Source organism: [Clostridium] aminophilum (genome assembly GCF_900101295.1).
Classification (GTDB): domain Bacteria; phylum Bacillota; class Clostridia; order Lachnospirales; family Lachnospiraceae; genus Clostridium_R; species Clostridium_R aminophilum_A.
Map to the genome: position 1 here is coordinate 23,440 of NZ_FOIL01000020.1, position 25,842 is coordinate 49,281.

At 52.0% G+C, this 25,842-nt stretch carries 17 protein-coding genes; 16 read left to right on the top strand and 1 reads right to left on the bottom strand.

The window, feature by feature from the left end; translation table 11 throughout:
- Positions 1-432 precede the first annotated feature (432 nt).
- Positions 433-2,553 (top strand): peptidase domain-containing ABC transporter, encoded by a 2,121-nt coding sequence (locus BMW41_RS06940; RefSeq protein ID WP_177171183.1) that lies wholly within the window; start codon positions 433-435, stop codon positions 2,551-2,553.
- 10 nt (positions 2,554-2,563) lie between these two features.
- Positions 2,564-4,729 (top strand): peptidase domain-containing ABC transporter, encoded by a 2,166-nt coding sequence (locus tag BMW41_RS06945; protein ID WP_074649464.1) that lies wholly within the window; start codon positions 2,564-2,566, stop codon positions 4,727-4,729.
- Positions 4,730-4,874: 145 nt separating this feature from the next.
- Here BMW41_RS06945 and BMW41_RS06950 read toward each other — a convergent pair whose 3' ends face one another.
- On the bottom strand, positions 4,875-5,348 hold the full coding sequence (locus BMW41_RS06950) for a 3D domain-containing protein (RefSeq protein WP_083378821.1): 474 nt from the start codon (positions 5,346-5,348) through the stop codon (positions 4,875-4,877).
- A 381-nt stretch (positions 5,349-5,729) separates the two neighbouring features.
- On the opposite strand from BMW41_RS06950, the gene hrcA reads away from it, so the two are divergent.
- From hrcA to BMW41_RS07020, 14 genes are all read left to right on the top strand, one after another.
- Complete coding sequence (hrcA, locus tag BMW41_RS06955; protein ID WP_074649466.1) at positions 5,730-6,851, top strand: heat-inducible transcriptional repressor HrcA; 1,122 nt, start codon at positions 5,730-5,732, stop codon at positions 6,849-6,851.
- A gap of 44 nt (positions 6,852-6,895) precedes the next feature.
- Positions 6,896-7,561: a nucleotide exchange factor GrpE gene (grpE, locus tag BMW41_RS06960; protein ID WP_074649478.1), complete on the top strand. Its 666-nt coding sequence runs from the start codon at positions 6,896-6,898 to the stop codon at positions 7,559-7,561.
- Positions 7,562-7,677: 116 nt separating this feature from the next.
- Positions 7,678-9,540: a molecular chaperone DnaK gene (gene dnaK, locus BMW41_RS06965; protein ID WP_074649467.1), complete on the top strand. Its 1,863-nt coding sequence runs from the start codon at positions 7,678-7,680 to the stop codon at positions 9,538-9,540.
- 250 nt (positions 9,541-9,790) lie between these two features.
- Positions 9,791-10,930, top strand: a complete 1,140-nt coding sequence (gene dnaJ / locus BMW41_RS06970; protein WP_074649468.1) for a molecular chaperone DnaJ — start codon at positions 9,791-9,793, stop codon at positions 10,928-10,930.
- A gap of 418 nt (positions 10,931-11,348) precedes the next feature.
- Positions 11,349-13,550, top strand: coding sequence for a L,D-transpeptidase family protein (locus tag BMW41_RS15120; RefSeq protein WP_074649469.1), 2,202 nt, complete (start codon positions 11,349-11,351; stop codon positions 13,548-13,550).
- A gap of 138 nt (positions 13,551-13,688) precedes the next feature.
- The gene (gene rpsO / locus BMW41_RS06980; protein ID WP_038288574.1) at positions 13,689-13,955 is read left to right on the top strand and encodes a 30S ribosomal protein S15; all 267 of its coding nucleotides are present in this window, start codon (positions 13,689-13,691) and stop codon (positions 13,953-13,955) included.
- Positions 13,956-14,272: 317 nt separating this feature from the next.
- Positions 14,273-16,372 (top strand): polyribonucleotide nucleotidyltransferase, encoded by a 2,100-nt coding sequence (locus BMW41_RS06985; protein ID WP_074649470.1) that lies wholly within the window; start codon positions 14,273-14,275, stop codon positions 16,370-16,372.
- Between the two features lie 839 nt (positions 16,373-17,211).
- A complete protein-coding gene (mgtE, locus tag BMW41_RS06990; RefSeq protein WP_074649479.1) occupies positions 17,212-18,564 on the top strand; it encodes a magnesium transporter in 1,353 nt (450 codons plus the stop codon).
- Between the two features lie 120 nt (positions 18,565-18,684).
- The gene (gltX, locus tag BMW41_RS06995) at positions 18,685-20,133 is read left to right on the top strand and encodes a glutamate--tRNA ligase (RefSeq protein WP_074649471.1); all 1,449 of its coding nucleotides are present in this window, start codon (positions 18,685-18,687) and stop codon (positions 20,131-20,133) included.
- Positions 20,134-20,346: 213 nt separating this feature from the next.
- Positions 20,347-22,404, top strand: coding sequence for an ATP-dependent helicase (locus tag BMW41_RS07000; protein WP_074649472.1), 2,058 nt, complete (start codon positions 20,347-20,349; stop codon positions 22,402-22,404).
- Positions 22,405-22,406: 2 nt separating this feature from the next.
- Positions 22,407-22,994: a cob(I)yrinic acid a,c-diamide adenosyltransferase gene (locus BMW41_RS07005; RefSeq protein ID WP_074649473.1), complete on the top strand. Its 588-nt coding sequence runs from the start codon at positions 22,407-22,409 to the stop codon at positions 22,992-22,994.
- A 147-nt stretch (positions 22,995-23,141) separates the two neighbouring features.
- Positions 23,142-23,486: a DUF1292 domain-containing protein gene (locus BMW41_RS07010; protein ID WP_074649474.1), complete on the top strand. Its 345-nt coding sequence runs from the start codon at positions 23,142-23,144 to the stop codon at positions 23,484-23,486.
- Positions 23,461-24,318 carry a class B sortase gene (locus BMW41_RS07015; RefSeq protein ID WP_177171185.1) on the top strand — a complete coding sequence of 286 codons (858 nt, stop codon included), beginning with the start codon at positions 23,461-23,463 and terminating at the stop codon, positions 24,316-24,318. The genes BMW41_RS07010 and BMW41_RS07015 overlap by 26 nt, the downstream gene beginning before the upstream one ends.
- A gap of 159 nt (positions 24,319-24,477) precedes the next feature.
- Complete coding sequence (locus tag BMW41_RS07020; protein ID WP_074649476.1) at positions 24,478-25,497, top strand: hypothetical protein; 1,020 nt, start codon at positions 24,478-24,480, stop codon at positions 25,495-25,497.
- Positions 25,498-25,842 lie beyond the last annotated feature (345 nt).

Consider the following 25,842-nt stretch of genomic DNA (forward strand, 5'->3'; position numbering starts at 1 on the left):
TCGGGCTTTGAATTATTTTGTTTCTGACGGGAAGACAGAAAATCCTCTCGGATTTCGACAGCGGCAGCCCGGTCAAAGATTCCATTCGCGTTATTTTTCATTTTATCCAGATATTCATCTCAATTTCAGAATGTCCGTGTACAGAAATGACACGGTCGGTTTTTTGATTTCGATTACAATATGTACGGATTGCTGAAAAAAGTCAACTCCATTCTATGGAATACCGTTGTATTGACGGCTGACGTGGATTATAATTTCAGATGAGAGAAGGGTGCGGAAATCGTGTTCTCAGAGAACCGGACATGCTCACATGAAAAGCTTTGAGAACGGCTGTGAGCACAAGCCGGTTTTGTCCAGCCAGGCAAAATACCCCTTCTCTTTTGTTGTATCCAGGATCAGGAGGGAAGGAAAACAGACGTGAAGATACCGGTTATGATTCAGATGCAGAACGGTGAAAATGCGGCAACCGCTTTGTGTATGATGCTGGGATATTTCGGGCATTTTGTTCCGATTTGTGACATGCGGGAAGTTTGCGTGTCTTCCCGGAACGGGTCCAGCCCGCAGCAGATCGCCGACGCGGCTCTTGTCTATGGATTGGAGACAGAAATCCGGAACATGACGATCCTGGAGCTGCGAAATCAGGAGTTTCCGGTTATGGTCCGGTGGAAAAGGCGTTATTACTGTCTGATCGAATCGATCCGGGGAGATCTGGTCCGTATCGTCGATCCGGCCCGGGGGACGTACGGAATCCGGCTGGAAAAGTTTGAACAGCTTTTTTCCGGAACCGTGCTGGTATTCCGGAAGACGAAGGAATTTCAGGCCGGTGGAAGAAGAGAAACGCTGTTCAGCCAGATCAGCAGCCGGCTGAAAACGCTCCGTGGGCCGATGGCCGTGATGCTGGTCTATACCGCCGGATGTATTGCACTGAACGTTTTTATGATGAATCTGGAAAAACAGATTCTGGACCGGCACATGGGCAGCAGAACGGCGGTGGTTTCGGATGGCGCAGAGGGGCTGATCCGGTATTATGCGGCGGCCATGGTACTCTATGTGATGTTCAGTATTCTCAAAACCCGTCATGTCGACCGGTCCAGCCGGAAGGCTTCCGCCGTTTCCGGGATCCGCCTGTTCAAAAATATTTTCCGCCAGCCGCTCCGTTTTTTTGAGGAACACAGTGCCTATGATCTGATCTCGAGAATGGAGAACAATATCACATTGGACAACTCGATTCTGAAAGCCGTGGTTCCGAGAAGCATCGATATGATGATGTCGATCGTCTATCTCATATATCTGTTCCGCTATCAACCGTTTATTGCCGGAATCTGTGCGCTTCTTGTGGCGGGATCGGTCTTTTCGAGCACGCTGGTTCAGAATAAGAGGGCGATTGCGTCCAGAAGCATGGTCACGAACGGGAACTCCGTCAATGCATCACTGCTGAACGGGATGAATATGATTGACACGATTCAGGCGTCCGGGGCGGAGCACTCGTTTTACAATATGTGGTACCGGTCGCAGTACCGTTATCAGAAAAACCGTATGGTTCAGTTCCGGTATTCTGCTGTGTCCAATTTGATCAGCATGCTCTCCCAGAACCTTCTTCAGGCTGTATTACTCTTTATGGGGGCGTATTTTGTGGTTCACGGAAACATTACCCTTGGCGGGATGTCGCTGTTTCAGGGAATTTTAGGAAACATGATCACATCGGTCAACCGCTGTGTGGGTTCGGTCGATATGCTTCAGACCATGCGGACCAATATTGAGCGGATCGATGACATCAACAGCCGGGCGACAAGACCCCGCCTGTCCCCGCGGACGGATACGATGGAAAATGTCGATAAACTCGAGGGCGGACTTTCGGCGAGGGATATCTGTTACCGTTATCATGCCGGGGACCGGCTGGCACTGGATCATGTCAGCATTGAGGTTCGTCCGGGGCAAATGGTGGCGATTGTCGGGGAGAGCGGGTGCGGAAAAAGCACCCTCATCAAAGTTCTGTCAGACCTCTATCAGCCCGAGTCCGGCGAGATTTTCTATTCAGGCCGACGCCGGGAGGAGATTCCGGACGAAGTTTTTTATTCCTCTGTGTCCGGCGTGGATCAGGAAACGATGATGTTTGAGGATTCCGTCTATAACAATATCAAGATGTGGGACAGTACCATTCAGGATTATGAAGTGATTCTGGCGGCGAGAGATGCTCAGATTCATGAACGGATCAGCCGGGAAAAGAAGAATTACAGCGTCCGGATGAAAGAAAACGGACGGAATTTCTCCGGAGGGGAACTCCAGCGGATCGAGCTGGCGAGAGCGCTGGCGCATGAGCCGACAATGCTTTTTCTGGATGAGTTTACATCCGCGCTGGATGCGCGTACAGAGGACAGGGCGATGAAAGCGCTTCGGGAAAAGGGAACCACCTGCGTGATTGTAGCGCACCGGCTTTCCACCATCGTGGACTGTGACCGGATCTATGTGATGGAACACGGCCGGATCGTGCAGCAGGGAACACATGAGGAACTGTACGCGCAGGAAGGTCTTTACAGAACGTTAATCGGATAAGGGAATAAGAATGGGGCTTTACGGAGAAATCATCAAAAAGAGGGAAGAAAACAATGCCCGGATGGAGCAGAACGCGGACGCAGCGCTTCTGCAGGACAGACCGGTCCGGCTCATTGAAGATGAGATGGAGGACGTCCAGACCACAGTGCTCTATATTCTGGGACGTTTCGGCATTGATGCAGACCGGCTGTACGGATTTCACAGTATTTCGCCGCTTCTGGACACGATGCTGGATCCGCTGGGGATGATGTACGATTATTATGAAGATACGCAGGCGGTCTGCAGGAAAAAAACGGATTTTATTCTGGCTTTCCGCGCGGACAACAAAGCGGTCGCCGTCATCCCGACCGGAATGGGATACCGGTATTACTGCCCCGGTGATGCGTCGGAAGGATATGCGTCCGCCGCGTTCTGCGAAGGTCTGAAAAAGGGATGCTATATTTTTCACCGACCGCTGACCGTGCGAAAAACAATCCTGCGGACTTTTTGCGTCCATGCCATATACAGTCTGAGACTGTCGGATGTTGCCCGGCTTGCTCTGGCAACCGGTCTGTCCGCCGCGCTGGGCCTGGGGATTCCGGCGGTCAGCAGGTATATTTATCAGAACTACATTCCGTCAGAGCATTCTGCCGGCGGTTTTGCCATCGCGGTTTTCATCTACCTTCTGGTTGTTCTGATCCGTGCACTGATCACGACGGTCAAGACGCTGCTGCTCTCGGAAACCAAGATCCGTGCGTCGATTGAGGTCGAATCCAGTGTCATGGCAAAGCTTCTTCATTTGCCATATGCCTTTTTTAAAGATACCTCTGCCGGAAAGATATCGCGCAGAATTAACAGCTGCAACCGCCTGTCGGACATTATTCTGGACATCATTATGGATGTCCTGCTGAATCTCAGTTTTTCCGCGGCCTATCTGGTCCAGCTGCATTCTTTCAGCGCGGATATGTTCGGGCCGGCGATGATAATGCTTTCCGCGTACATCCTGTTATCTGTGCTCAGTGCATGGATGAACATGAGAAAGGAAGCCCGTCTTCTGGATCTGGACATGGAGTATACGGATTTTCTGTTTTCGGCCATCAGGGGAATTCAGAAGATCAAGGGCCTGGGCGCCGGTGTTTTCGTCTATGCCAGATGGGCAGAAATGTACCGAAAGCGGTTGGCGCTTACCTACCGGCAGCCGTTTCTTCTGAAATACAGCAATGAAATCATGGCCGGAATCAGGCTTCTGACCACGATGGTTTTTCTCATGGCGGCGCTGAATGCAGGTTTGCGCAATACCCAGTATCTTACCTTTCTATCGTCATTCGCACTGATTATGACGGTAGTCGACCGGATCACGGATATTATGAAAAATATGTTCCTGACCGTTCTTTTATGCAGGAACATCGCGCCGATCCTTGAAATGCCGGCTGAAGAGACGGAGAGCCTGGAATATGTGCGGAGTCTTCAGGGAAATATCCGACTGGAAGATGTCACATTTTCCTATGAAAAGGGAAGCCGGCCCTGTCTGGACGGGTTTTCCGCCGAGATAAAAAGCGGAGAAAAACTGGCCATTGTAGGGGAGAGCGGATGCGGGAAAAGCACACTTCTGAAGATTCTTCTCGGACTGGAAAAACCGGATTCCGGAAATGTTTTTTACGATGAGAAATCGATCAGCGGTCTGAATCAGAAATCGCTCAGGAAATGCATCGGATCTGTTTTTCAGTTCAGCCGTCTGTTTCCGGGAACCATTGCGGAAAACATTGCGTTCGGAAAAGAGGAATATGCGGACATGGGGCAGATCTGGGCGGCTGCGGATGCTGCGGTCATCGGAGATGATATCCGGTCACTGCCGCTTCAGATGAATACGGAGATTTCGGAATCCAACTCGGGAGGTTTTTCCGGCGGACAGCGTCAGAGACTTCTTCTGGCGCGGGCTTTTCTGGCAAATCCCAGAATTCTTTTGCTGGATGAGGCAACTTCCGCGCTGGACAATGAAAGCCAGCGGGCGGTACTGGAGCATGTTCGCCGGATGAAAGCAACGGTGATCATGGTGGCGCACCGCCTTTCTACCGTGGAACAGTTTGACCGGATTATCATGATTGAAAATGGAAAGATTGCGGAAGAGGGCAAATATTCTGAATTAATGGAGCGAAACGGAAAATTCGCAGAGCTTGTGCGCAGGCAGCTTTTGTGATACGTCCCTGCATAAATGAAAGAAGACATATCGAAAAAGGTGCTGTCGCACTGGTTGATTGATCAATCAACGAATGTGACAGCACCTTTCAAAGCTTTTATCAATTTTCATCCTATCAGTATTGAAATTCAGAATGATCAGTTCGTTACGGCAAGCGGTACACGGATACAGTGCGAACGCCGTAGTTATAGCACTCGCGGTTGGTGTTGAAGAAGATGTCCAGCTTGTTTCCGCGGATGGCGGATCCGGTGTCTTCCACGGTGTATACAGTTCCATCGATCAGAAGCTTTGTTCCCATCGGGAACACATTGCGGTCTGCTGCGATTGTGTGATTTGCCTTTGCATAGACACCGCTTGCGGTGAGACTGGATCCATACTCCTCAGCACTGTAAGCGCTTGCACGGAATTCTCCGGCATAGGATGCGATGGTGCCGTCCGGCGCCTGCATGATCAGCGGGTGTCCTGCTTCATCTGTTGTCTGCTGTATTTCCGACTGAATGTCCTTCTGTTCCGCCTGAAGAGCGGGACCGGTGGCAGCTTCCGCTGCGAAGGAGGTAAATGTCGAAGCGGCCGCGATAAAACATGCGGTCACAGCAGTGATCATCTGTGAATTCTTCATAAAACCTCACTTTTGGGCTGGCAGTAAAGATATCGTTCGGGTCGTTGTGTTGGTGTTAGGAGATGATTGTGAAAAATCAAATTTTCCTGTCATATCTTTAATGTCAGATTTTGCAGTTTCGTGTTCATTATATTACAGAAATGTTAAATGTCAAGCCCGGTGGAGAAGAAAGGGCCCGGAAACCGCGGTTTTAGGCCATCTTGTGGTGGAAGACCGTCAAAAAAGCCTATCTTGCGGTGACGAAAATGCAGACAGGAATCAGCGGCAGAATCCGGAAAAATCTATTGACAAAGACTTTCCGCCGCACTATATTATGAACTGTAGATATTAGCACTCCACAAAAATGAGTGCTAACAAATTACAGACAGGGAGGAGCAGCGAATGGAACTGGATGCGAGAAAGATCACGATTCTGAAGACGATAATCCAGACCTACCTTGAGACGGGAGAACCGGTCGGTTCCCGCACGATCTCAAGAAGTTCCGACCTCAAGCTGAGCAGTGCGACGATCCGAAACGAGATGTCGGATCTGGAGCAGATGGGTTACATCCTTCAGCCGCACACCTCATCCGGACGGATCCCTTCCGATAAGGGATACCGCTTCTATGTCGATGAGATCGTGAAAGAGAAAGATGCCGCCCTGAAAGAGAGAGACGCCGAGAAGGCGGAACTCGCAGAGGTGACGGAAGAGAAACAGTCCGAAAACAGCCTCATGATCAGCCGGGTGGACCGACTGGAAGATCTGCTGAAGCAGATGGCAAGGATCCTTGCGGTGAGTACCAACTACGCGGCAATGATCAGCGGTCCGCAGTACAACCGGACAAAACTGAAATTTGTCCAGCTTTCCAGAGTGGAAACCGGCAAGCTCCTGATTGTAACCGTCCTCGAGGGGAACATCATCAAGAACTCGATGGTGGATACCGCAGAGACGCTGGATGATCAGGAACTGCTGAATCTCAATATTCTTCTGAACAACAATCTGACCGGCCTTACGATGGAGCAGATCAATCTGGATGTCATCTCCAAGATGAAACAGCAGGCTGGAGAACAGCGTGAGGTGGTCGACATGGTCCTGAATGAGATTGCGGAGGCGATCCGGACCAACGAGGAAGACCTGAACATTTATACCGAAGGTGCGACGAACATCTTCAAGTATCCGGAGCTGTCCGACCGCCAGCAGGCCAGTGAACTCCTTCATACCTTTGAAAAGAAGGATGAACTCAAAGAGTTCCTTGCCGAGAGCGCGGCCATGGAAGAAGCGGCTTCCGAAGGTAAGAAGAATGGAATTCAGGTCTATATCGGTCAGGAGAATCAGGTACAGTCCATGAAAGACTGCAGCGTCGTTACCGCAAATTATGATTTGGGCAACGGATTGCGCGGAACGGTCGGCATTGTCGGGCCGAAGCGAATGGATTATGAGAAGGTCGTGGGAACCCTGCGGACGCTCATGAGCCAGCTGCAGAATACGTTCAATGACAAAAAGAACGGCAGTGGAACGGGCTGAAACATTTCAACAGAAAGGTGTGCTGAGAAGTGAAAAATGAAGAAATGAAAGAAAATCTGAATGCTGAAGAGTTTGCTGAACATGCTGAGGAAGCGGAGACAACCGGAAATGTCGACGCTGGAGCTGCGGAAGCAGGCGAGAAGCAGGAGGAGCCCGAACAGGAAATGAATTCCGGAGAGGAAGAAAAATGTGATGCGGAGTGCTGTCCGGAGGACGGCGCAGCCGCAGATGAAGATAAAAAAGGCTTCCGGTTCTTTAAGAAGGACAAAAAGGATGAGAAAGACGAGAAAATCGCCGAACTCACCGACCGTCTTCAGAGAACGATGGCGGAGTTTGACAACTTCCGCAAACGCACCGAGAAGGAAAAAGCGCAGATGTTTGACATGGGTTCAAAGAGCGTGATTGAAAAAATTCTTCCGGTGGTCGATAACTTTGAGAGAGCTCTCGGAAGCCTCTCCGACGAGGAAAAAGAGAGTTCGTTCGTAAAAGGCGTCGACGGTATTTATCGTCAGATTGAAAAAATGTTTGACGATATGGATGTGAAGCCGATCGAGGCACTCGGCCAGAAGTTTGACCCGAACCTTCATAACGCGGTTATGACCGATGAGGAGAGCGATGCCGAGGAGGATACCATAACCATGGATCTGCAGAAGGGATATACCTTCAAGGGTCAGGTGGTAAGACACTCGATGGTGAAGGTGAAGAAATAATTTTCACCGGAACGGATGCCGGGAATGTCCGGCAAAAAAACTGAGACAATAACACAAACCACATTCCGGAGGCCGGAAACATTTCCGCTCCGGACATCATAAAAAGGAGATACATCATGGGAAAAATCATTGGTATTGATCTGGGTACAACAAACAGCTGTGTAGCAGTTATGGAAGGTGGAAAGCCGACCGTTATCGCAAATGCGGAAGGTATCCGTACCACTCCGTCTGTTGTCGCATTTTCCAAGACCGGTGAGAGACTGGTCGGCGAGCCGGCGAAGCGTCAGGCCGTAACCAACGCGGACAGAACCATTGCTTCCATCAAGAGACACATGGGAAGTGATTATAAAGTAAGCATCGATGACAAGGCATACACACCGCAGGAGATCTCCGCGATGATCCTTCAGAAGCTGAAGGCTGATGCAGAGGCTTATCTCGGCGAGAAGGTAACCGAGGCGGTTATCACTGTTCCGGCTTACTTCAACGATGCACAGAGACAGGCAACCAAGGATGCCGGCAAGATCGCAGGTCTTGAAGTAAAGAGAATCATCAACGAGCCGACGGCGGCAGCCCTTGCTTACGGTCTGGACAACGAGTCCGAGCAGAAGATCATGGTATACGATCTCGGCGGCGGTACATTCGATGTCTCCATCATTGAGATCGGTGACGGCGTCATCGAGGTTCTGGCAACCAACGGTGATACTCACCTCGGCGGTGATGATTTCGATAACGCGATCACCAACTGGATGATCGATGAGTTCAAGAAGGCAGAGGGCGTTGATCTTTCCGGCGACAAGATGGCAATGCAGCGTCTGAAAGAGGCGGCTGAGAAGGCAAAGAAAGAGCTGAGCTCCGCTACCACAACCAACATCAACCTTCCGTTCATCACAGCAACCGCTGAGGGACCGAAGCATCTGGATCTCAACCTCACAAGAGCGAAGTTCAACGAGCTCACAAGAGATCTCATCGAGAGAACCGCAATTCCGGTACAGAATGCACTCCGCGATGCAGGTCTTACCGCTTCCGAACTTGGAAAGGTTCTTCTTGTCGGCGGTTCCACACGTATGCTGTCTGCTCAGGATAAGGTTAAGGAACTCACCGGCAAGGAGCCGAGCAAGAGCCTGAACCCGGATGAGTGCGTGGCAATCGGTGCTGCCATCCAGGGCGGTAAGCTTTCCGGCGAAGAGGGTGCAGGAGATATCCTTCTTCTCGATGTTACTCCGCTTTCACTGTCCATCGAGACCATGGGCGGCGTAGCGACCAAGCTGATCGAGAGAAACACCACCATCCCGACCAAGAAGAGTCAGATCTTCTCCACTGCAGAGGATAACCAGACTGCAGTAGATATCCACGTTGTTCAGGGTGAGAGACAGTTTGCAAGAGATAACAAGACTCTCGGAAACTTCAGACTGGACGGAATTCTTCCGGCAAGAAGAGGCATCCCGAAGATCGAGGTTACCTTTGATATCGATGCAAACGGTATCGTAAATGTATCCGCAAAGGATCTCGGCACCGGCAAAGAGCAGCACATCACCATCACTTCCGGATCCAATATGAGCGATGCCGATATCGATAAGGCTGTAAAGGAAGCGGCTGAGTATGAGGCTCAGGATAAGAAGAGAAAGGAAGCAATCGACGCAAAGAACGAGGCAGATTCTCTGGTATTCCAGATGGAGGATGCACTTTCCAAGGTTGCCGATAAGGTTTCTGAGTCTGACAAGGCTACCGTTGAGGCGGATCTGAAAGCTCTGAAGGATGTTCTGGCTGAGGTTCAGAACGGCGAGCCGACAGAGGATCAGACTGCAAAGATCAAGGAAGCAAAAGAGAAACTGATGAACGACAGCCAGCCGATTATGGCAAAAGTTTACGAGCAGGCACAGGCAGCAGGCGCAGGTGCGGATGCCGGAGCTCAGAGCGCAGGCCAGGCACAGGGCGGCGCTGACGACGATGTCGTAGACGGCGACTTCAAGGAAGTCTGATAAAAAAACGGTGCGGGTTCCGTCAGAACACATAGAGAGAACCGGCACGAAAAGGTCGGGTTTGATGATCTGATGAAATAGCACTTTGAGCGTGATGGGGATCGGGCTTCGGCCTGAGCCCCATCATGTGTGCCATAAAGACATTGAATTCGTAGCAGGAATGCCGCTTGCGGGATATCCTGGCAAAACATACCCGAGGAGAAGCGGGCACAGAAAGACCGGATACGGCATTTCTGACTGGAGGAATAACATGGCAGAGTCCAAAAGAGATTATTATGAAGTGTTAGGCGTTTCCAAGGACGCGGATGATGCGGCGCTGAAGAAAGCCTATCGTAAACTGGCAAAGAAATACCATCCGGATGCCAATCCGGGCAATGAAGAGGCGGCGGAGAAGTTTAAGGAAGCGTCCGAAGCGTACAGCGTGCTGAGCGATCCGGAAAAGAGAAGACAGTATGATCAGTTCGGACCGGATGCATTCAGCCAGGGCGGTGCAGGAGCCGGCGGCTTCGGCGGATTTGATTTCAACGGTGCGGATATGGGCGATATTTTCGGCGATATCTTCGGCGATATCTTCGGCGGCGGCCGCAGATCATCCCGGAACGCCAATGCTCCGATGAAGGGGGCAAACGTTCATTCCAGCGTCCGGATTTCATTCGAGGAAGCAATTCACGGCTGCGAAAAGGAGATCAAGGTCAATCTGAAAGAGACCTGTTCGAAGTGCGGCGGAACCGGTGCAAAGCCGGGGACCAAACCGGAGACCTGCCCGAAGTGCGGCGGCCGCGGAAAGATTGTTTACACACAGCAGTCCCTGTTCGGCACCGTACAGAATGTGCAGAGCTGTCCGGAATGCGGCGGAACCGGAAAGGTGATCCGGGAGAAATGCCCGGACTGCTACGGCTCCGGATATGTATCCCGCCTGAAGACCATCAAGGTCAAGATTCCGGCCGGCATCGACAACGGAATGAAGCTTCGTGATCAGGGCAACGGCGATCCGGGCATCAACGGCGGACCGCGGGGAGATCTCCTTGTGGAAGTAATCGTTGCACCGCATCCGATCTTCCGCAGACAGGACACCACGATCTTTTCCACCGTTCCGATTTCGTTTGCCACGGCGGCACTGGGCGGAACCATCAAGATCCGCACGGTGGACGGAGAGGAAGAGTATGAAGTGAAGGCCGGCACTCCGACGGATACGAAGATCCGCCTGAAGGGAAAAGGTGTTCCGTCACTCCGGAACCGCAACGTTCGCGGCGATCAGTACATTACTCTCGTGGTACAGGTTCCGCAGTCGCTGAACGCAAAGCAGAAGGAAGCACTGAAGGCGTTCGATGACGCGATGCATGGCATTGAGCCGGAAGAGAAGAAGAAAAAGGGATTTTTCGGGAAATAATTTTCCGGCGGATTAAGAGAAGAGCATAAGAGAAAAAGAGAATCAAGGATGGAACAGGGCAGAAGAGACTGCAGCCGAAACGGTCTTCTTTCGCCCTGTTTTTGTTTCATAGGAAATTTCTTCGAAATTCCCTATGAAACAAAACGCTCCGCGAGGATGCACACGCCGCTGTAAGGAAGCTGAAGGGTTGACCTGTCGAAAAACGCGACGGTAAGAGACTCCGGCGGCTTCCGCAAAATGTTACAGCAATATGATCAGAGGGCACTGCTATATTTCAGAAGTGTTAAATCTTACGAAAACGGCGGGAAGACTTTATGGTAATGTCAGAGGAATGACATTTGACGCTGTACCCCGGATTACTATAGAATAGACAAAGACTATGATGGGGGCGGGAACGCCTTTGACGGAGATAGATGGAATGAGTAAGAAAGATAAAATGAATACGCCGGAGTCTCTTCCGAAACGAGGAAGAAGCCGGTCGAAATATGCGAAAAAGAATGAACGGATCGAAGCTTGGGCGGAAGAACCGAAGGAGATCCGGGCAGAAGAACCGGAAGAGAACCGGGCGGAAGACCGGAAAAAAGCTCCGGCAGAAGAACCGGAAGAGATCCGGGCAGAAAAAAAGAAAGAAAATCCTCGTGCTTCGGCAGAGGAGTCTGACCGCCCGGAAAACGAGGCAGCGGAGACATCGGATGAACATAATGAACCGGAAAAAATGAATGCTTTCGGAGCGGATGCATTCCCGGAGGAACCGACCGAATCATCTGCCGCGGAAGAACCGAAAAAGCGGGGAAGAAGCCGTGCGGAAAAGAACAACCGGGATCTCACAGCGGAGGGGGATGTGCCGGGCAAAAAGAAAGCAATGATCGCCGCGGCGGCCGCGGCGGCGGTTCTCTTTTGCGGTGCCGGCGGATATGCGGTAAAAGCGCAGACCTACCGGAATGCATTCTTTCCGCAGACGATCATCAACGGGGTCGATGCATCCGGAAAGACGCCGCAGGAGGTCGAGCAGGAAATCGAGCACGATACGCGGAATTATACCCTGACGATTGCAGAGCGGGAAGGAAAGTCGGAAAGCATTGCCGGACAGTCCGTCGATATGAAGCCGGAGTTCGACGGCAGCATCGAGAAGCTCCTCGAGGATCAGAATATCTGGAAATGGGGACTGAATCTCGGAAAACAGAAAAAGTTCACCATCGATACGGCGGTAACATTTGACGAGAAAAAACTCGAAAAACTGGTGGACGATCTGGAATGTCTGGATCGCAAAACACAGACCCGGCCGGAAAATGCTTCCGTTTCGGAGTATGCTGACGGAAAAGGGTATTCTCTGGTTCCGGCGAAGAAGGGAACGCTTGCGGACTCGGACAAGCTTCACGAAGCCGTGCGGGATGCCATGAAGAACCTTCAGACGGAGCTGGATCTGGAGAAAGAGGATCTCTATCTTCATCCGACAATCGATGATGATAACGAGACACTTCTTTCGACACTGGACCACCTGAACAAAGCTGCGGAGATGTCCGTCATTTATCGGTTCGGCGATGAAAAGGAGGTGCTGAACGGTGATACGATTCGTACCTGGCTTTCGGTTGGCGAAGACGGATCCATGCGGGTGAATGAGGGAGAGGCCGCGGCGTATGTCAGCTCGCTTGCGCAGAAATACGATACGGTCGGCAGAACAAGAGGCTTCCGGACAAGCTACGGAACAACCGTGGATGTCAATGGCGGAACCTACGGTTGGAAGATTGACACAGCGACCGAGACCGCAAACCTTCTGGCAGCGGTCCGGGAAGGGGAGAGCGCGGAGAAAGAACCGGCTTATGCGAAATCCGGAAAATCCAGATCAAACGGCGGCATCGGCGACACCTATGTGGAAGTCAATCTGACCGGGCAGCATTTATACTATTACAAGAACGGAACACTGGTGCTGGATACCGATTTCGTGTCGGGAAATCTTTCCAAGGGCCACGGCACGCCCAACGGAGTATATACCGTGGCGTATAAGCAGAAAAATGCCGTATTGAAGGGAGAAAACTATCGGACGCCGGTCAGCTACTGGATGCCGTTCAACAACGGTATCGGATTCCACGATGCCAACTGGAGAGGCTCGTTTGGCGGCACGATTTACAAGACAAACGGTTCCCACGGCTGCATCAATATGCCGCCGTCGATGGCAAAAAAGCTGTTTGAGAATATTGACACGGGATGCATTGTCGTCTGCTACGGCGCGGCGGGTACCGAGAGCAAAAAGACCAGCAGAGACGGAAGACCGTCCGGAACGGAAGCGGCGGCAGAGACATCCGCCCAGGCATCGGAGAGTGCACCGACAGCACAGGCCGGACAGACAGCCGAGAACAAACAGAAGACCGAACCGGCGAACACACAGGTCGGCCCGGGCGGTGCGGCGACACCGACTTCTGCGGCGGCCCAGCCCGAAACCTCTGCGGCAAAGCCGGCCGGGACCGCAGCAGCAAAGCCGGCCGAGACGCAGGCGGACGGGCCGAGAGCCGGTCAGCCGGCGCAGACGAAGACCGAAGCGGCCAAGCAGGAGACGGCAGCCGTTTCCGGACCGGGATCGGATCGGAACGTCGGTGCTGCGGTCGGACCGGGAGCGGCATAAAAACTTAAATTATTATTTACAGTTTTGGGCCGACATGATATAATACGCGAGGTATCAAATCGCCGATACGCAGTTTATCCGATGTACTCCTGACGTAAACTTCGTATACGGTCCGTAGAAATTTAAGGAGGATCTATCATGATCACAAAAGAGAAAAAGACAGAAATCATCAACCAGTACGGCAGAAAAGCTGGTGACACAGGTTCACCGGAGGTTCAGATCGCACTTCTTACAGAGCGCATCCAGGAGCTTAACGCTCATCTTGCAAACAACCAGAAGGATCACCACTCCAGAAGAGGTCTTCTGAAGATGGTAGGTAAGAGAAGAGGACTTCTTGATTACCTGAAGAAGACAGATCTTGAGGGTTATCGTGCGCTGATCGAGAAGCTCGGTCTGAGAAAGTAATTCGCTTCGAGTGCTCGGGGGCAGAGATTTTGCGGTCTCTGCCCCTTTTTCACAATCGGGTCGGTGGATGAATGTCCCTGTCCGATCTGCAACCAATATTATTTTATCCTTCTGACTACTTCCGGGACCGCTGCTGTACATGTGAGGAACCGCAGGTATCCCCTCAGGGATGAGGACGGAGCCGAATCAGCGAAGGCTTCGTGAGGAATGGTGTGAAAGCGGAGCAGAAGCCCGCCTGCGGCCCCTGTTCCGGAGAACCTTGCATGCAGAGCAGTAGTCACGGACCAGAGTCGGGAAAGAGGAGAAAAGGAGACAATATGTTCAAGAGTTTTTCAATGGAGCTTGGCGGCAGAACGCTGACGGTTGACGTCGGCAGAGTTGCGGCACAGGCAAATGGCGCAGCATTCATGCACTACGGCGATACCGTAGTGGTATCCACGGCAACTGCATCCGCAAAGCCGAGAGACGGTGTTGATTTCTTCCCGCTCAGCGTTGAGTACGAGGAGAAAATGTATTCCATCGGAAAGTTTCCGGGCGGATTCAAGAAGCGCGAGGGTAAGGCAAGCGACAATGCGGTTCTGATCGACCGCGTTATCGACCGTCCGATGAGACCGCTGTTCCCGAAGGATTTCCGAAATGATGTTCTTCTCGACAACCTGGTTATGTCCGTCGATCCGGACTGCAGCCCGGAGCTGACCGCAATGCTCGGTTCCGCGATCGCAACCAGCATTTCCGATATTCCGTTTGACGGTCCGTGCGCAACCACACAGCTCGGAATGATCGAGGGCGAGTTCATTGTCAACCCGACCAATGACCAGAAGCTGGTTTCCGATCTGGCTCTGACCGTTGCATCCACCAGAGAAAAGGTTATCATGATCGAGGCCGGTGCAAACGAGATTCCGGAAGACACCATGATCGAGGCAATCTACAAGTGCCATGAAGTAAACCAGGAGATCATCAAGTTCATCGACCGCATCGTTGCAGAGTGCGGAAAAGAGAAGATGCAGTACCAGAGCTTCGGCGTAGACGCAGATCTGGTTCAGGATCTCATGACAAAGATTCCGTCCGAAGAGATGGAGAAGGCTGTCTTCACCGATGACAAGATGGTTCGCGACGAGAGAATCGCCGCTCTGACCGATAAGCTTGCAGAAGAGTATGCGGAGAAGCCGGAGTGGGTTGCACAGCTTCCGGATGCCATGTATCAGTACGAGAAGAAGACTGTCCGCAAGATGATCCTGAAGGACCGCAAGCGTCCGGACGGCAGACAGATTGACGAGATCCGTCCGCTGGCTGCGGAAGTTGACCTTCTTCCGAGAGTTCACGGTTCCGCAATGTTTACCCGTGGTCAGACACAGATTCTCGATGTTGTCACACTGGCTCCGCTTTCCGAGGTTCAGAAGCTGGAAGGCCTTGACACCAACATCACATATAAGAGATATCTCCATCAGTATAACTTCCCGTCCTACTCTGTCGGTGAAACAAAGCCGTCCAGAGGTCCGGGCCGCCGTGAGATCGGTCACGGTGCACTTGCGGAGAGAGCACTGGTTCCGGTTCTTCCGACCGAGGAAGAGTTCCCGTACGCCATCCGTGCCGTATCCGAGACCATGGAGTCCAACGGTTCCACCTCTCAGGCAAGTATCTGTGCTTCCTGTATGGCACTTATGGCAACCGGCGTTCCGATCAAGTCCATGGTTGCAGGTATCTCCTGCGGTCTGGTTACCGGCGACACCGATGACGATTACATTGTCCTGACCGATATTCAGGGTATCGAGGACTTCTTCGGCGATATGGACTTCAAGGTGGCAGGTACACACAAGGGTATCACTGCCATCCAGATGGATATCAAGATCCACGGTCTGACTCGCCCGATCGTTGAGGAAGCGATCCGCAGAACCAGACAGGCAAGACTTCACATCATGGATGATGTCATGGCACCGTGCATCTCCGAGCCGAGAAAACAGCTCTCCGAGTATGCTCCGAAGATCGATATGATGATGATCGATCCGAAGAAGATCGGCGATGTTGTCGGAAAGCAGGGTAAGGTTATCAATGGCATCATTGAAGAGACCGGCGTAAAGATCGACATCAACGATGACGGTCAGGTTTCCATTTGCGGCACCGATCAGGAGATGATCGACAAGGCAAAGGCCATCATCCACAGCATTGTCACCGACATCGAACCGGGTCAGGTTTACACCGGTAAGGTTGTTCGGATCATGAACTTTGGTGCGTTCGTTCAGCTCGCTCCGAACAAGGACGGTATGGTTCACATCTCCAAGCTCTCCGAGAAGAGAGTGGAAAATGTGGAAGATGTTGTCAACATCGGCGACGAAGTAACCGTAAAGGTTATTGAAGTCGACAAGATGGGCCGCATCAACCTGAGCATGAAGCCGTCTGATCTGGGTACCAACCGGTAATTGCGGTAAAAAAACATAAGAATCCGGCCATGAACCGGACCGAGGGCAGGGTCTCCGCGAAAGCGGAGGCCCTGCTGTTAAATTGGCGTGACAGCGGGCCGAAGCCTGAGCAGGAACAGGACACAGGGGACTGCCGCGATACAGGCTGAAAGCGGCGAGGTGGTTGTGATCAAAAAAATATGCATATTATGCCGTGAAAAGAATTGCGCAAAACGCATTTGGAATTTATAATGAAAGGTACGGAGATTGACGAATTTTGGAATTGTTGTTGTTTCTGACACGATTCCGAACAAATCAATTCCGGATCTGAGACATATCAATGATTGAGCATTTCTTTAGAAAGGAGTGAACGCAGTGGAAGGTCGAACGAGCAGAGCAGATTCAGACGGCAGTCATCCTGAACGGAAGGCAGTGTGTGCCTCTGAAGCATCTGACATATTCATATGTGACAAGCATGCCGGGCGGAATCTGACCGCTGCGCGCACTGCCATCTGATTATTATATCTGTCATCCCGGCCGTATGGACGGGAGTTCGTATCCGGGCATGAGTTTTCCTGCCCGCGGTTTTTAGCGTGCGAAAATGACAGAGAAGGATATTCCGGGACGAAAAACCAAAGAATCTGCAGGGAACAGACCCGCGGCACGGTTGTGCCTCAAGGTTTTTTTGGTGTGCCCTGCTGCAACGTAAATCGTCCGGAAAAGCTGTCTTTCTGCTGATCTAAACTGTCGATCATGATCGAGAAAAACGCAGATATCATTCTGCGGGAAGGTCCCGCCTGTTGGGAAACGGAAGGGGACCGGTGTTTAGAAAGGAGAAAGAACCGGTGGATAACATGGAAATGGACGAGCTGTTCGATAAACTGAACGCGCTCGTGAAAGAGAAAAAATACCGCGAACTGAAGGCCGAGCTCATCGAGATGAACGAGGTCGACATTGCAAACTTTATGGAAGATCTGAATTCGGAGCAGACGGTGGTGGTATTCCGTATGCTTCCGAAGGAGCTGGCCACGGATGTGTTTGCCGCGCTTCCGGTCGAGAATCAGCAGCAGATCATCACCAGCATTACCGATAACGAGCTCAGCGTCATCGTCAACGACCTCTACGTCGATGATGCGGTTGACATGCTGGAAGAACTCCCGGCGAACGTTGTAAAGCGTGTTCTCAAGAACTCCAGTCCGGATACCCGGAAGCTGATCAATCAGTTTCTGAATTATCCGGACGACAGCGCGGGAAGTGTCATGACGGCGGAGTATATCGGACTTCGCAAGACCATGACGGTTCGGGATGCCTTCGAATATATCCGGGAAAACGGTGTCGACAAAGAGACCATTTACACCTGCTATGTGACCGACGATACAAGATGCCTCGAGGGCGTTATCACGGTCAAGGATCTTCTGATGAATCCGTACGAGACGGTCATCGGCGATATCATGGATGATAATGTGATCAAGGTCACGACCACGGAAGACCAGGAAAATGTGGCAATGATCTTCAACGATTATGATCTTCTGTCCCTTCCGGTTGTGGATAACGAGGACCGTCTGGTGGGCATTATCACGGTCGATGACGTCATGGATGTCATGGAGGAAGAGGCAACTGAGGATATCCAGAAGATGGCGGCGATCATTCCGTCGGAAAAACCCTATCTGAAGACGGATGTTCTGACACTTGCCCGAAACCGTATTCCGTGGCTTCTGGTCCTGATGTTTTCGAGCCTTTTTACCGGAGCGATTCTTCTGAAATATGAGAATGCCTTTGCGGCGGTTCCGCTTCTGGTGACATTTGTGCCGATGCTGATGGATACGGGCGGAAACTCCGGAAGTCAGGCAAGTACCATGATCATCCGCGGTATGGCGGTTGGAGATATTGAACTGCCGGATGCGGCGAAGGTTCTCTGGAAGGAGATCCGGGTTGGCATGATCTGCGGTTTCATCCTCGCGTCCGCGAATTTCGTCCGCTTAATGATCCAGTATCCGGGACACACAATGATCAGCTTTGTCGTTGTGCTGAGTGTATTCTGCACGGTGATCATCGCGAAGAGCATCGGAAGCATGCTGCCGATGCTGGCGAAGGCGATTCATCTGGATCCGGCGCTCGTCGCATCCCCGATGCTGACGACGGTAGTTGATGCGGCCAGCCTGATGATTTATTTCACATTTGCAAGCAGAATCCTCGGATTGATGAACAACTGACCGGTCTGCGGAGGTTTTTTCAAGCTTTTGGACATAGATGCTGAAATGTGGTAAGATATAATATAATTTTCAGAATGAAATTGTTCCAAAAATTTCAGAGAATGAGGGGTAAATAAGAATATGAAAATCAGAACGAGATACGCGCCGAGCCCGACCGGAAGAATGCATGTCGGAAACCTGAGAACCGCGCTTTATGCATATCTGATTGCAAAGCATGAGGGCGGAGATTACATCCTTCGAATCGAGGATACCGATCAGGGACGTTTTGTCGAAGGTGCGACCGAGATTATCTATGATACCCTGAAGGGCACCGGACTGATCCACGATGAGGGACCGGATATCGGCGGCCCGGTCGGTCCGTATGTTCAGAGTGACCGTGTCAGAGAAGGCATTTATATGAAGTATGCGAAGGAGCTCGTCGAGAAGGGCGAAGCATACTACTGCTTCTGTGATAAGGAGAGACTGGAGTCTCTGGCAAGAGAAGTCAACGGCGAGCGTATCATGACCTACGATAAGCACTGCCTGCATCTTTCCAAAGAGGAGATCGAGGCAAATCTCGCTGCCGGAAAGCCGTTTGTCATCCGTCAGAACAATCCGTCCGAGGGAACCACAACGTTCCACGATGAGCTGTACGGAGATATTTCGGTAGATAACTCCGAACTGGACGATATGGTTCTCATCAAGTCCGACGGTTTCCCGACGTACAATTTTGCCAATGTTATCGATGATCATCTGATGGGGATCACCCACGTTGTCAGAGGCGCAGAGTATCTGTCTTCCTCTCCGAAGTACAACCGTCTGTATGAAGCGTTCGGATGGGAGATTCCGAAGTACATCCACTGCCCGACCATCACCAACGAAGAGCACAAGAAGCTTTCCAAGAGAAGCGGACACGCTTCTTATGAGGATCTGATCGAGGCAGGTTTCATCCCGGAGGCAGTTGTCAACTTTGTGGCTCTCCTCGGATGGTCTCCGACCGACAATACCGAGATCTTCTCGCTGGACGAGCTGATCCATGCCTTTGATTATATGCATATCGCGAAGAACCCGGCGGTCTTCGACATGCAGAAGCTCCGCTGGATGAACAGTGAGTATGTCAAGGCGATGGATGAGGACAAGTTCTATGAGAATGCGCTTCCGTACATCAAAAAGGTGATCACGAAGCCGCTGGATCTGAAACGCATTGCAGCGATGGTGAAATCCAGAATAGAGATCTATCCGGATATCCCGGAGATGATTGATTTCTTCGAGGAACTTCCGGAGTATTCCACGGATCTTTACATTCACAAGAAGATGAAGACTACGAAAGAGAATTCTCTGGAACTTCTGAAGGAAGTGATGCCGATCCTCGAGGGTCAGGAAGACTGGAGCAATGACGCCCTGTTTGAGACTCTGAAGAAATTCGGTGAGGAGAAGGGATACAAGACCGGTTATATCATGTGGCCGATCCGTACCGCTCTCTCCGGCAAGCAGACCACACCGGCCGGTGCAACCGAACTTCTGGAGGTATTTGGCAAGGAAGAGTCTCTCGAGAGACTGAAGAAAGGTATCGCGCTTCTCGAAGCGTAATATCCTTCTGCAATACGAAAGAATGAATCCGAAAGAGGGCTTTTTCGAGCCCTCTTTTTCTAAGGAAAGACTGATTCTGTCAGTGTTTTCTCAGAGCCGTCGGCAGAGGGTACGGATTTTTAATGGAAATTGCTGCTTTGCAGCGAAAATCCGTTCAGGAAAAACGCTTTGATCCGCGTTTTCCTGATAAAAGTTACTTGGGAAGGAGAATTCATGGCATTCAGCGAAGCGCAGCAGCAGGCGATCACCCACGGCGAAGGGCCGATGATCGTTCTGGCCGGACCGGGATCCGGAAAGACCACGGTTATTACGCACCGCGTGAAATATCTGACGGAGCAGTACGGTGCGGATCCGGGATCAATTCTGGTGATTACCTTCACCCGTGCCGCAGCGCTGGAGATGAAGGAACGCTATGGAAAACTTACCGGAAAACCGTCCCGGGTGACGTTCGGAACGTTCCACTCGGTCTTTTTCCGGATCCTGAAGCTGGCGTATAACTATTCCGCGGACAATATTGTGCGGGAAGAACAGCAGCGTCAGGTGATCCGGGAGCTGTCCGAACGGGCTGGAATGGAACCGGAGGATGTCAACGAATTCACCTCCCAGGTTCTCTCCGAGATCAGCATGGTGAAATCCGAGCGGATGTCGCTTCGGAATTATTATTCCACGAGCTGTCCGGATGAGGTGTTCCGCGGGATTTACAGCGGATATGATGAATGGATGCGGCGAGCGGGTCTCATCGATTTTGACGACATGATGGTCATGTGTCTGGAACTCTTTCAGCAGCGCGGGGATATCCTTGCCGCATGGCAGCGGAAATACCGCTACATTCTGATCGATGAGTTTCAGGACATCAACCGCCTTCAGTACGAGATCATGCGGATGCTGGCCGGGCCGGAAGACAATCTGTTTATTGTCGGTGACGATGACCAGTCAATTTACCGGTTCCGCGGCGCGAGACCGGAGATTATGCTTGGATTTGAGAAGGATTATCCGACAGCGAAGCGGGTGCTCCTTGACGTCAACTACCGCTGTACGGATGAGATCGTGACGGCGGCGCTCCGGCTGATCGATCACAACCGGAAGCGTTTTCCGAAGGCGATCCGGTCAGCCGGTTCCCACGGCAGGTCAGTCATGACCAAAGTGTTTGAGGATCCGAGAGAGGAAGCCGCTTTTCTGGCTTCGGCGATCGGAGAGTACATCCGTTCCGGCGTGCCGGCAAAAGAGATCGCGGTTCTCTACCGGACAAATTCCGGACCGAGAACGCTGATGGAAGCGCTGATGGGAGACAATATCCCGTTCCGGACACGGGACCGTGTTCCGAATCTTTACGACCACTGGATTTCACAGAATATCATTGCCTACATCCGGATGGCGATGGGGGATATGAGCCGGAGCGGTTTTCTCCGGATTATGAACCGGCCGAAACGGTACATCAGCCGGGCAAGTCTGATGTCGGAGACGGTGTCGTGGTTTGATCTGAAAGAATACTACAAAGATAAGGACTGGATGATTCAGAAAATTGAGGATCTGCAGTACGATCTGAAAGCCATCTCCCGGATGTCGCCGCTTGCAGCGGTCAATTATATCCGTCAAGGGGTGGGATATGACGCATTTCTCAAGGAATATGCCGAGACGCGGCATGCGCGGCTGGAAGATCTCATGGAGACGGCGGACGAACTTCGGGACAGTGCGGCGAATTACAGGACCTTTGAGGAATGGTTCGACCATATGGAGGCGTATCGGGAAGAACTCCGCAATCAGGCACAGCAGGGCCGGCTGAATACGGATGCGGTCACGCTGGCAACGATGCACGGCGCAAAAGGACTGGAGTTTCAGATGGTCTTCATTCTGGATGCGAATGAAGGTGTAGTCCCGCATAACAAGGCGCTTCTGGATGACGACATCGAGGAAGAGCGGAGACTCTTTTATGTCGGCATGACGAGAGCGAAGTCCAGACTGACGGTATGCGCCGTGAGGGAACGGTTTAAAAAACCGGTGGAAGTGTCCCGGTTTGTCGCGGACTACGGCGGCATGCCGGAGGCGATGACCGGAAAGGGAACCGCCGGTGGGAACGCTGAGACCCCGGGCTCATACCGTGGAATTCCGGGGGGATCCGGGAATCAGGGAAATGCCGGATCCCGGCTGAGAACCGGAAAAACAGGCGGAGGATTCCCGGGACGGGCGGCATCGGCTGCGGATTCCAGCGGAGAACATTTTCGGGCACGGAACGGATTCGGCGTGCGGTCCGACACCTATGACGGGAGGTAAACATGGGGCTGGTTCATCTTTACTGTGGAGACGGAAAAGGAAAATCGACGGCAGCAGCGGGACTGGCACTGCGTATGGCCGGCTGCGGCAAGCAGGCGGTGATCTGCCGTTTTTTGAAAAATGACTGCTCCGGGGAAGCGGAGGCGCTGAGCCGGACGGAAAACGTCGTGGTGATTCCGGCAGCCGGTGATTTTGGCTTTACCTGGAATATGACACCGGAGGTCAAAGCAGAGGCTGCGAGAGCCAATCGTTCCATGTTTCGAAACGCGGTGGAAACGGTGGATTCCCTTCTCCAAAAAGTGGATCGGTCCGAAAATGCTGTGGATGACGCCCTCACGGGCCGGGATGACCTTTCGGCGGAGGTGCTTCTTGTTCTGGATGAGGCGTGCGCCGCTGTCAATACCGGTATGATCCCGCTGGAGGAACTGACCGGATTTCTGGATCGCCGGCCGGCGGGGCTGGAGGTGGTTCTGACCGGGCGGAATCCGGCGGAAGAACTCGTCGTCCGGGCGGATTACATGACCGAGTTCCGGAAGAGAAAGCACCCGTATGACCGCGGAATCCGGGCGCGGAACGGTGTGGAATACTGAATTGGGTATTTCTCTTCTTCGGCCGGAGAAAAATGTTGCTTTTTTCATGGACGGTCTGATAGAGTGAATATAGTGTTTAACAGCAACACGCAACAACAGTGATAACGGAAAGGAGAACCGGGCGCATCCCGCGCAACGGAAAAACAGATGGCAGAGAATAAAAACGGAAATGCGGGCATGGAGCAGGAAGAGCAGCAGAGAGATACTGTGACGGTAATGCTCGATGACGGAACGGAACTGGAGTGCGTCGTCCTCATGATCTTTGAGGCGGGCGACGGAGAATACATTGCACTTCTTCCGGAAGAGACGGCGGATGAGCAGGAGAGCACTGTTTTCCTGTATCGCTATTTTGAGGATGAGAATGGTGAACCGCAGCTCGACAATATCGAGACGGATGAGGAATATGATACCGTAAGTGCGGCGTTCAACGAGATTATCACCGAGAATGGTGATGAGGACATCATCGATGAGGAAGAAGCAAAAAATATGTGACCGGCTGATTCCGATTGTGCTGATCGCGGTTTTTCTGATCTCATCGGGGATGTTTCTTCGGGATTATCTCAGTTACCGGCAGGCGGACGATGAATACGCGGCACTGAACCGGTATATGACGGCGGACGGATCGGGAAATCCGGACGGCCAAAATTCCGAAAACGGCGGAACCGGAGCGGATAACGCGGCGGACGGGAACTCGCAGAAAAACCGGAGCACAGTACCTTCGTGGGCATTGCCCTTCGATTTTTTCTATGAACCGCTTCACGTTGATCTGAATGCTCTCTCCGAAAAGAATCCGGACTTCGTCGGCGTGATCGATATTCCGGCACTGGAGATCCGGTATCCGGTTGTGAAAAGTCACGACAACGAAGAGTATCTTCACCGGACCTTTGACGGAACCCAAAATGCGGCCGGCTGCATTTTTCTGGACAAAGATGCGCCGGCGGATCTCTCGGCGCAGAATACGTTTGTGTACGGCCACAATATGAAGAACGGATCGATGTTCGGCAAACTGAAAGAATTCCGGGAATCCGGGGCTGTGGACCGTTTCCCGTATGTCTTTCTCTATACGCCGGAAGGAACCTTCCGGTATCGGATTTTTGCCTGCAGTGAGGTGGAGGCTTCGCACAGCATTTATCTCGGATTCCGGGACGGGGAAGGGTATGATGCATACATCCGGATGGCGCGGAATCTGAGCGCGTATTCCATGCCGGAGAACGATGAGGTGGATTTTGCAGAAAGGCCAAAGCTTCTCTCCCTTTCGACCTGTACGGGTTCATCCCACACCATGCGATATGTCGTACAGTGCGCTCTTGTGGAAAAGAATTGATCATTTCTGACTATTAATGACAGTTCTGTGTATGATTTTTCTTAGTAATTGATATAATCCTGTCGATATTAATCAGAACGGGACTATGAAAGGAAAAACGGGCACCGGTTTTCGGACATGCCCGGGGTGGAAAAAGGCTACAGGAAGTATAGGAAGAACATGAATTTGTACGATATTGAATTCGACGGTCTTCTCGGCAGGAGGAAGAAGGATACGGGTGAGAATCCCGAGGCCGAAAAGACGGAGAAGAAAGACAAAAAGTCCAGTCTGAGGGAGCAGCTGGGAGATGTGATCCGCGAGAAACGGCGAAGCTTCTGTCTGGGAATTTCGGGCGTGTTCCGGGCCGAGAAGGAGAGCGAGACGACGATTCTCGGTTATATCCGCGGAAAAGTCAAGATCGGAGATAAATGTTATCTGACGGATCCGGGAAAACGGTTTTTTGAGCCGATCCGGATGAAAGTGACCGGTATCTGGGTGAACGGGATAGAGAACGAAGCGGCGGAAAATCATCAGATTGAGATCAGCATGAAGTGCATCGACAGTGAGCAGGAATATGATCCGGACATCGATCTTCGCGTCGGTGCGGTGGTGTACCTCGGCGAAGTGACGCCGCAGGAGATCTTTACGGAGTATCTGAATTCCATCGGCGCCGAGTACGTGGTCCGGAGAGACCTGAATCTGTCACAGGAAGAGCAGGAGCGATTCAGCCTCAGCGATGCCAGGGAGATCTGGTATTATTTTCACTGCTTTTATAAAGATGATGTGCGCAGTGACAAACTGGATGTTCTGAAACTCCAGTACCGGCGCAAACATGTGCGGAGACTTACCATGCACAAACTGTTTGCGATGGATTATGTGTACTGCATTTTCGGCAAGAATACCGGCGAACCTTATATGTTCCAGGAATCCTTTGACGAAGGTTCGGACAAATACGGAAACCTTCTGCGGGATATCATCCTCTTTCCGGAGACCCATATGTACCGCGCGAAACGCCGGTATAAATCTCCGAACTACAATTTTGTAAAGATTCAGAACGGGCCGGAAGGTGACGGTATATACCAGTTTGTGTGTGATACGATCCGCAACAAGGGGATCCGCAAGATCCGGATCTTTGACGAATTGACGGCTTTTACCGCTGAGGAGATCCGCAAATACCGGAAACCGGCAAAAAAAGAATAACGAACAGCAGAATCCCGGGCGGAGGAAATCCGCCCGGGCTTTTTGGTGCGCCCGGCGGGCGCACGTTCTAAGGGGTGAAAGTCCCTGATCCGCCCGGCAGTGGGAAGGATGCAGCCAGAGGCAAGGGCTCCACCGTGAGGTGTGGGTCTGAAGGAAGCCCGAGGCAAAGCGCTGGCCTGACGAACAGGAATCCCGAACAGGCTGTGAAGCGTGGATGAGGCTGCCAAACAAGCCAAAGTCCAAAAACTGCACGGAACGCCAACAGTAGACGGGACAGGTATAAGTGTGAAAGAACGTGTGGGTACCCGGGGAGATCTCACGGACGCGGCAAAGACGATACAACAT

Coding starts and splice junctions, on each gene's coding strand:
- BMW41_RS06940 (WP_177171183.1), top strand. CDS start 433: ATGATTCAGATGCAGAACGGTGAAAATGCGGCAACCGCTTTGTGTATG.
- BMW41_RS06945 (WP_074649464.1), top strand. CDS start 2,564: ATGGGGCTTTACGGAGAAATCATCAAAAAGAGGGAAGAAAACAATGCC.
- BMW41_RS06950 (WP_083378821.1), bottom strand. CDS start 5,348: ATGAAGAATTCACAGATGATCACTGCTGTGACCGCATGTTTTATCGCG.
- hrcA (WP_074649466.1), top strand. CDS start 5,730: ATGGAACTGGATGCGAGAAAGATCACGATTCTGAAGACGATAATCCAG.
- grpE (WP_074649478.1), top strand. CDS start 6,896: ATGAAAGAAAATCTGAATGCTGAAGAGTTTGCTGAACATGCTGAGGAA.
- dnaK (WP_074649467.1), top strand. CDS start 7,678: ATGGGAAAAATCATTGGTATTGATCTGGGTACAACAAACAGCTGTGTA.
- dnaJ (WP_074649468.1), top strand. CDS start 9,791: ATGGCAGAGTCCAAAAGAGATTATTATGAAGTGTTAGGCGTTTCCAAG.
- BMW41_RS15120 (WP_074649469.1), top strand. CDS start 11,349: ATGAGTAAGAAAGATAAAATGAATACGCCGGAGTCTCTTCCGAAACGA.
- rpsO (WP_038288574.1), top strand. CDS start 13,689: ATGATCACAAAAGAGAAAAAGACAGAAATCATCAACCAGTACGGCAGA.
- BMW41_RS06985 (WP_074649470.1), top strand. CDS start 14,273: ATGTTCAAGAGTTTTTCAATGGAGCTTGGCGGCAGAACGCTGACGGTT.
- mgtE (WP_074649479.1), top strand. CDS start 17,212: ATGGACGAGCTGTTCGATAAACTGAACGCGCTCGTGAAAGAGAAAAAA.
- gltX (WP_074649471.1), top strand. CDS start 18,685: ATGAAAATCAGAACGAGATACGCGCCGAGCCCGACCGGAAGAATGCAT.
- BMW41_RS07000 (WP_074649472.1), top strand. CDS start 20,347: ATGGCATTCAGCGAAGCGCAGCAGCAGGCGATCACCCACGGCGAAGGG.
- BMW41_RS07005 (WP_074649473.1), top strand. CDS start 22,407: ATGGGGCTGGTTCATCTTTACTGTGGAGACGGAAAAGGAAAATCGACG.
- BMW41_RS07010 (WP_074649474.1), top strand. CDS start 23,142: ATGGCAGAGAATAAAAACGGAAATGCGGGCATGGAGCAGGAAGAGCAG.
- BMW41_RS07015 (WP_177171185.1), top strand. CDS start 23,461: ATGAGGAAGAAGCAAAAAATATGTGACCGGCTGATTCCGATTGTGCTG.
- BMW41_RS07020 (WP_074649476.1), top strand. CDS start 24,478: ATGAATTTGTACGATATTGAATTCGACGGTCTTCTCGGCAGGAGGAAG.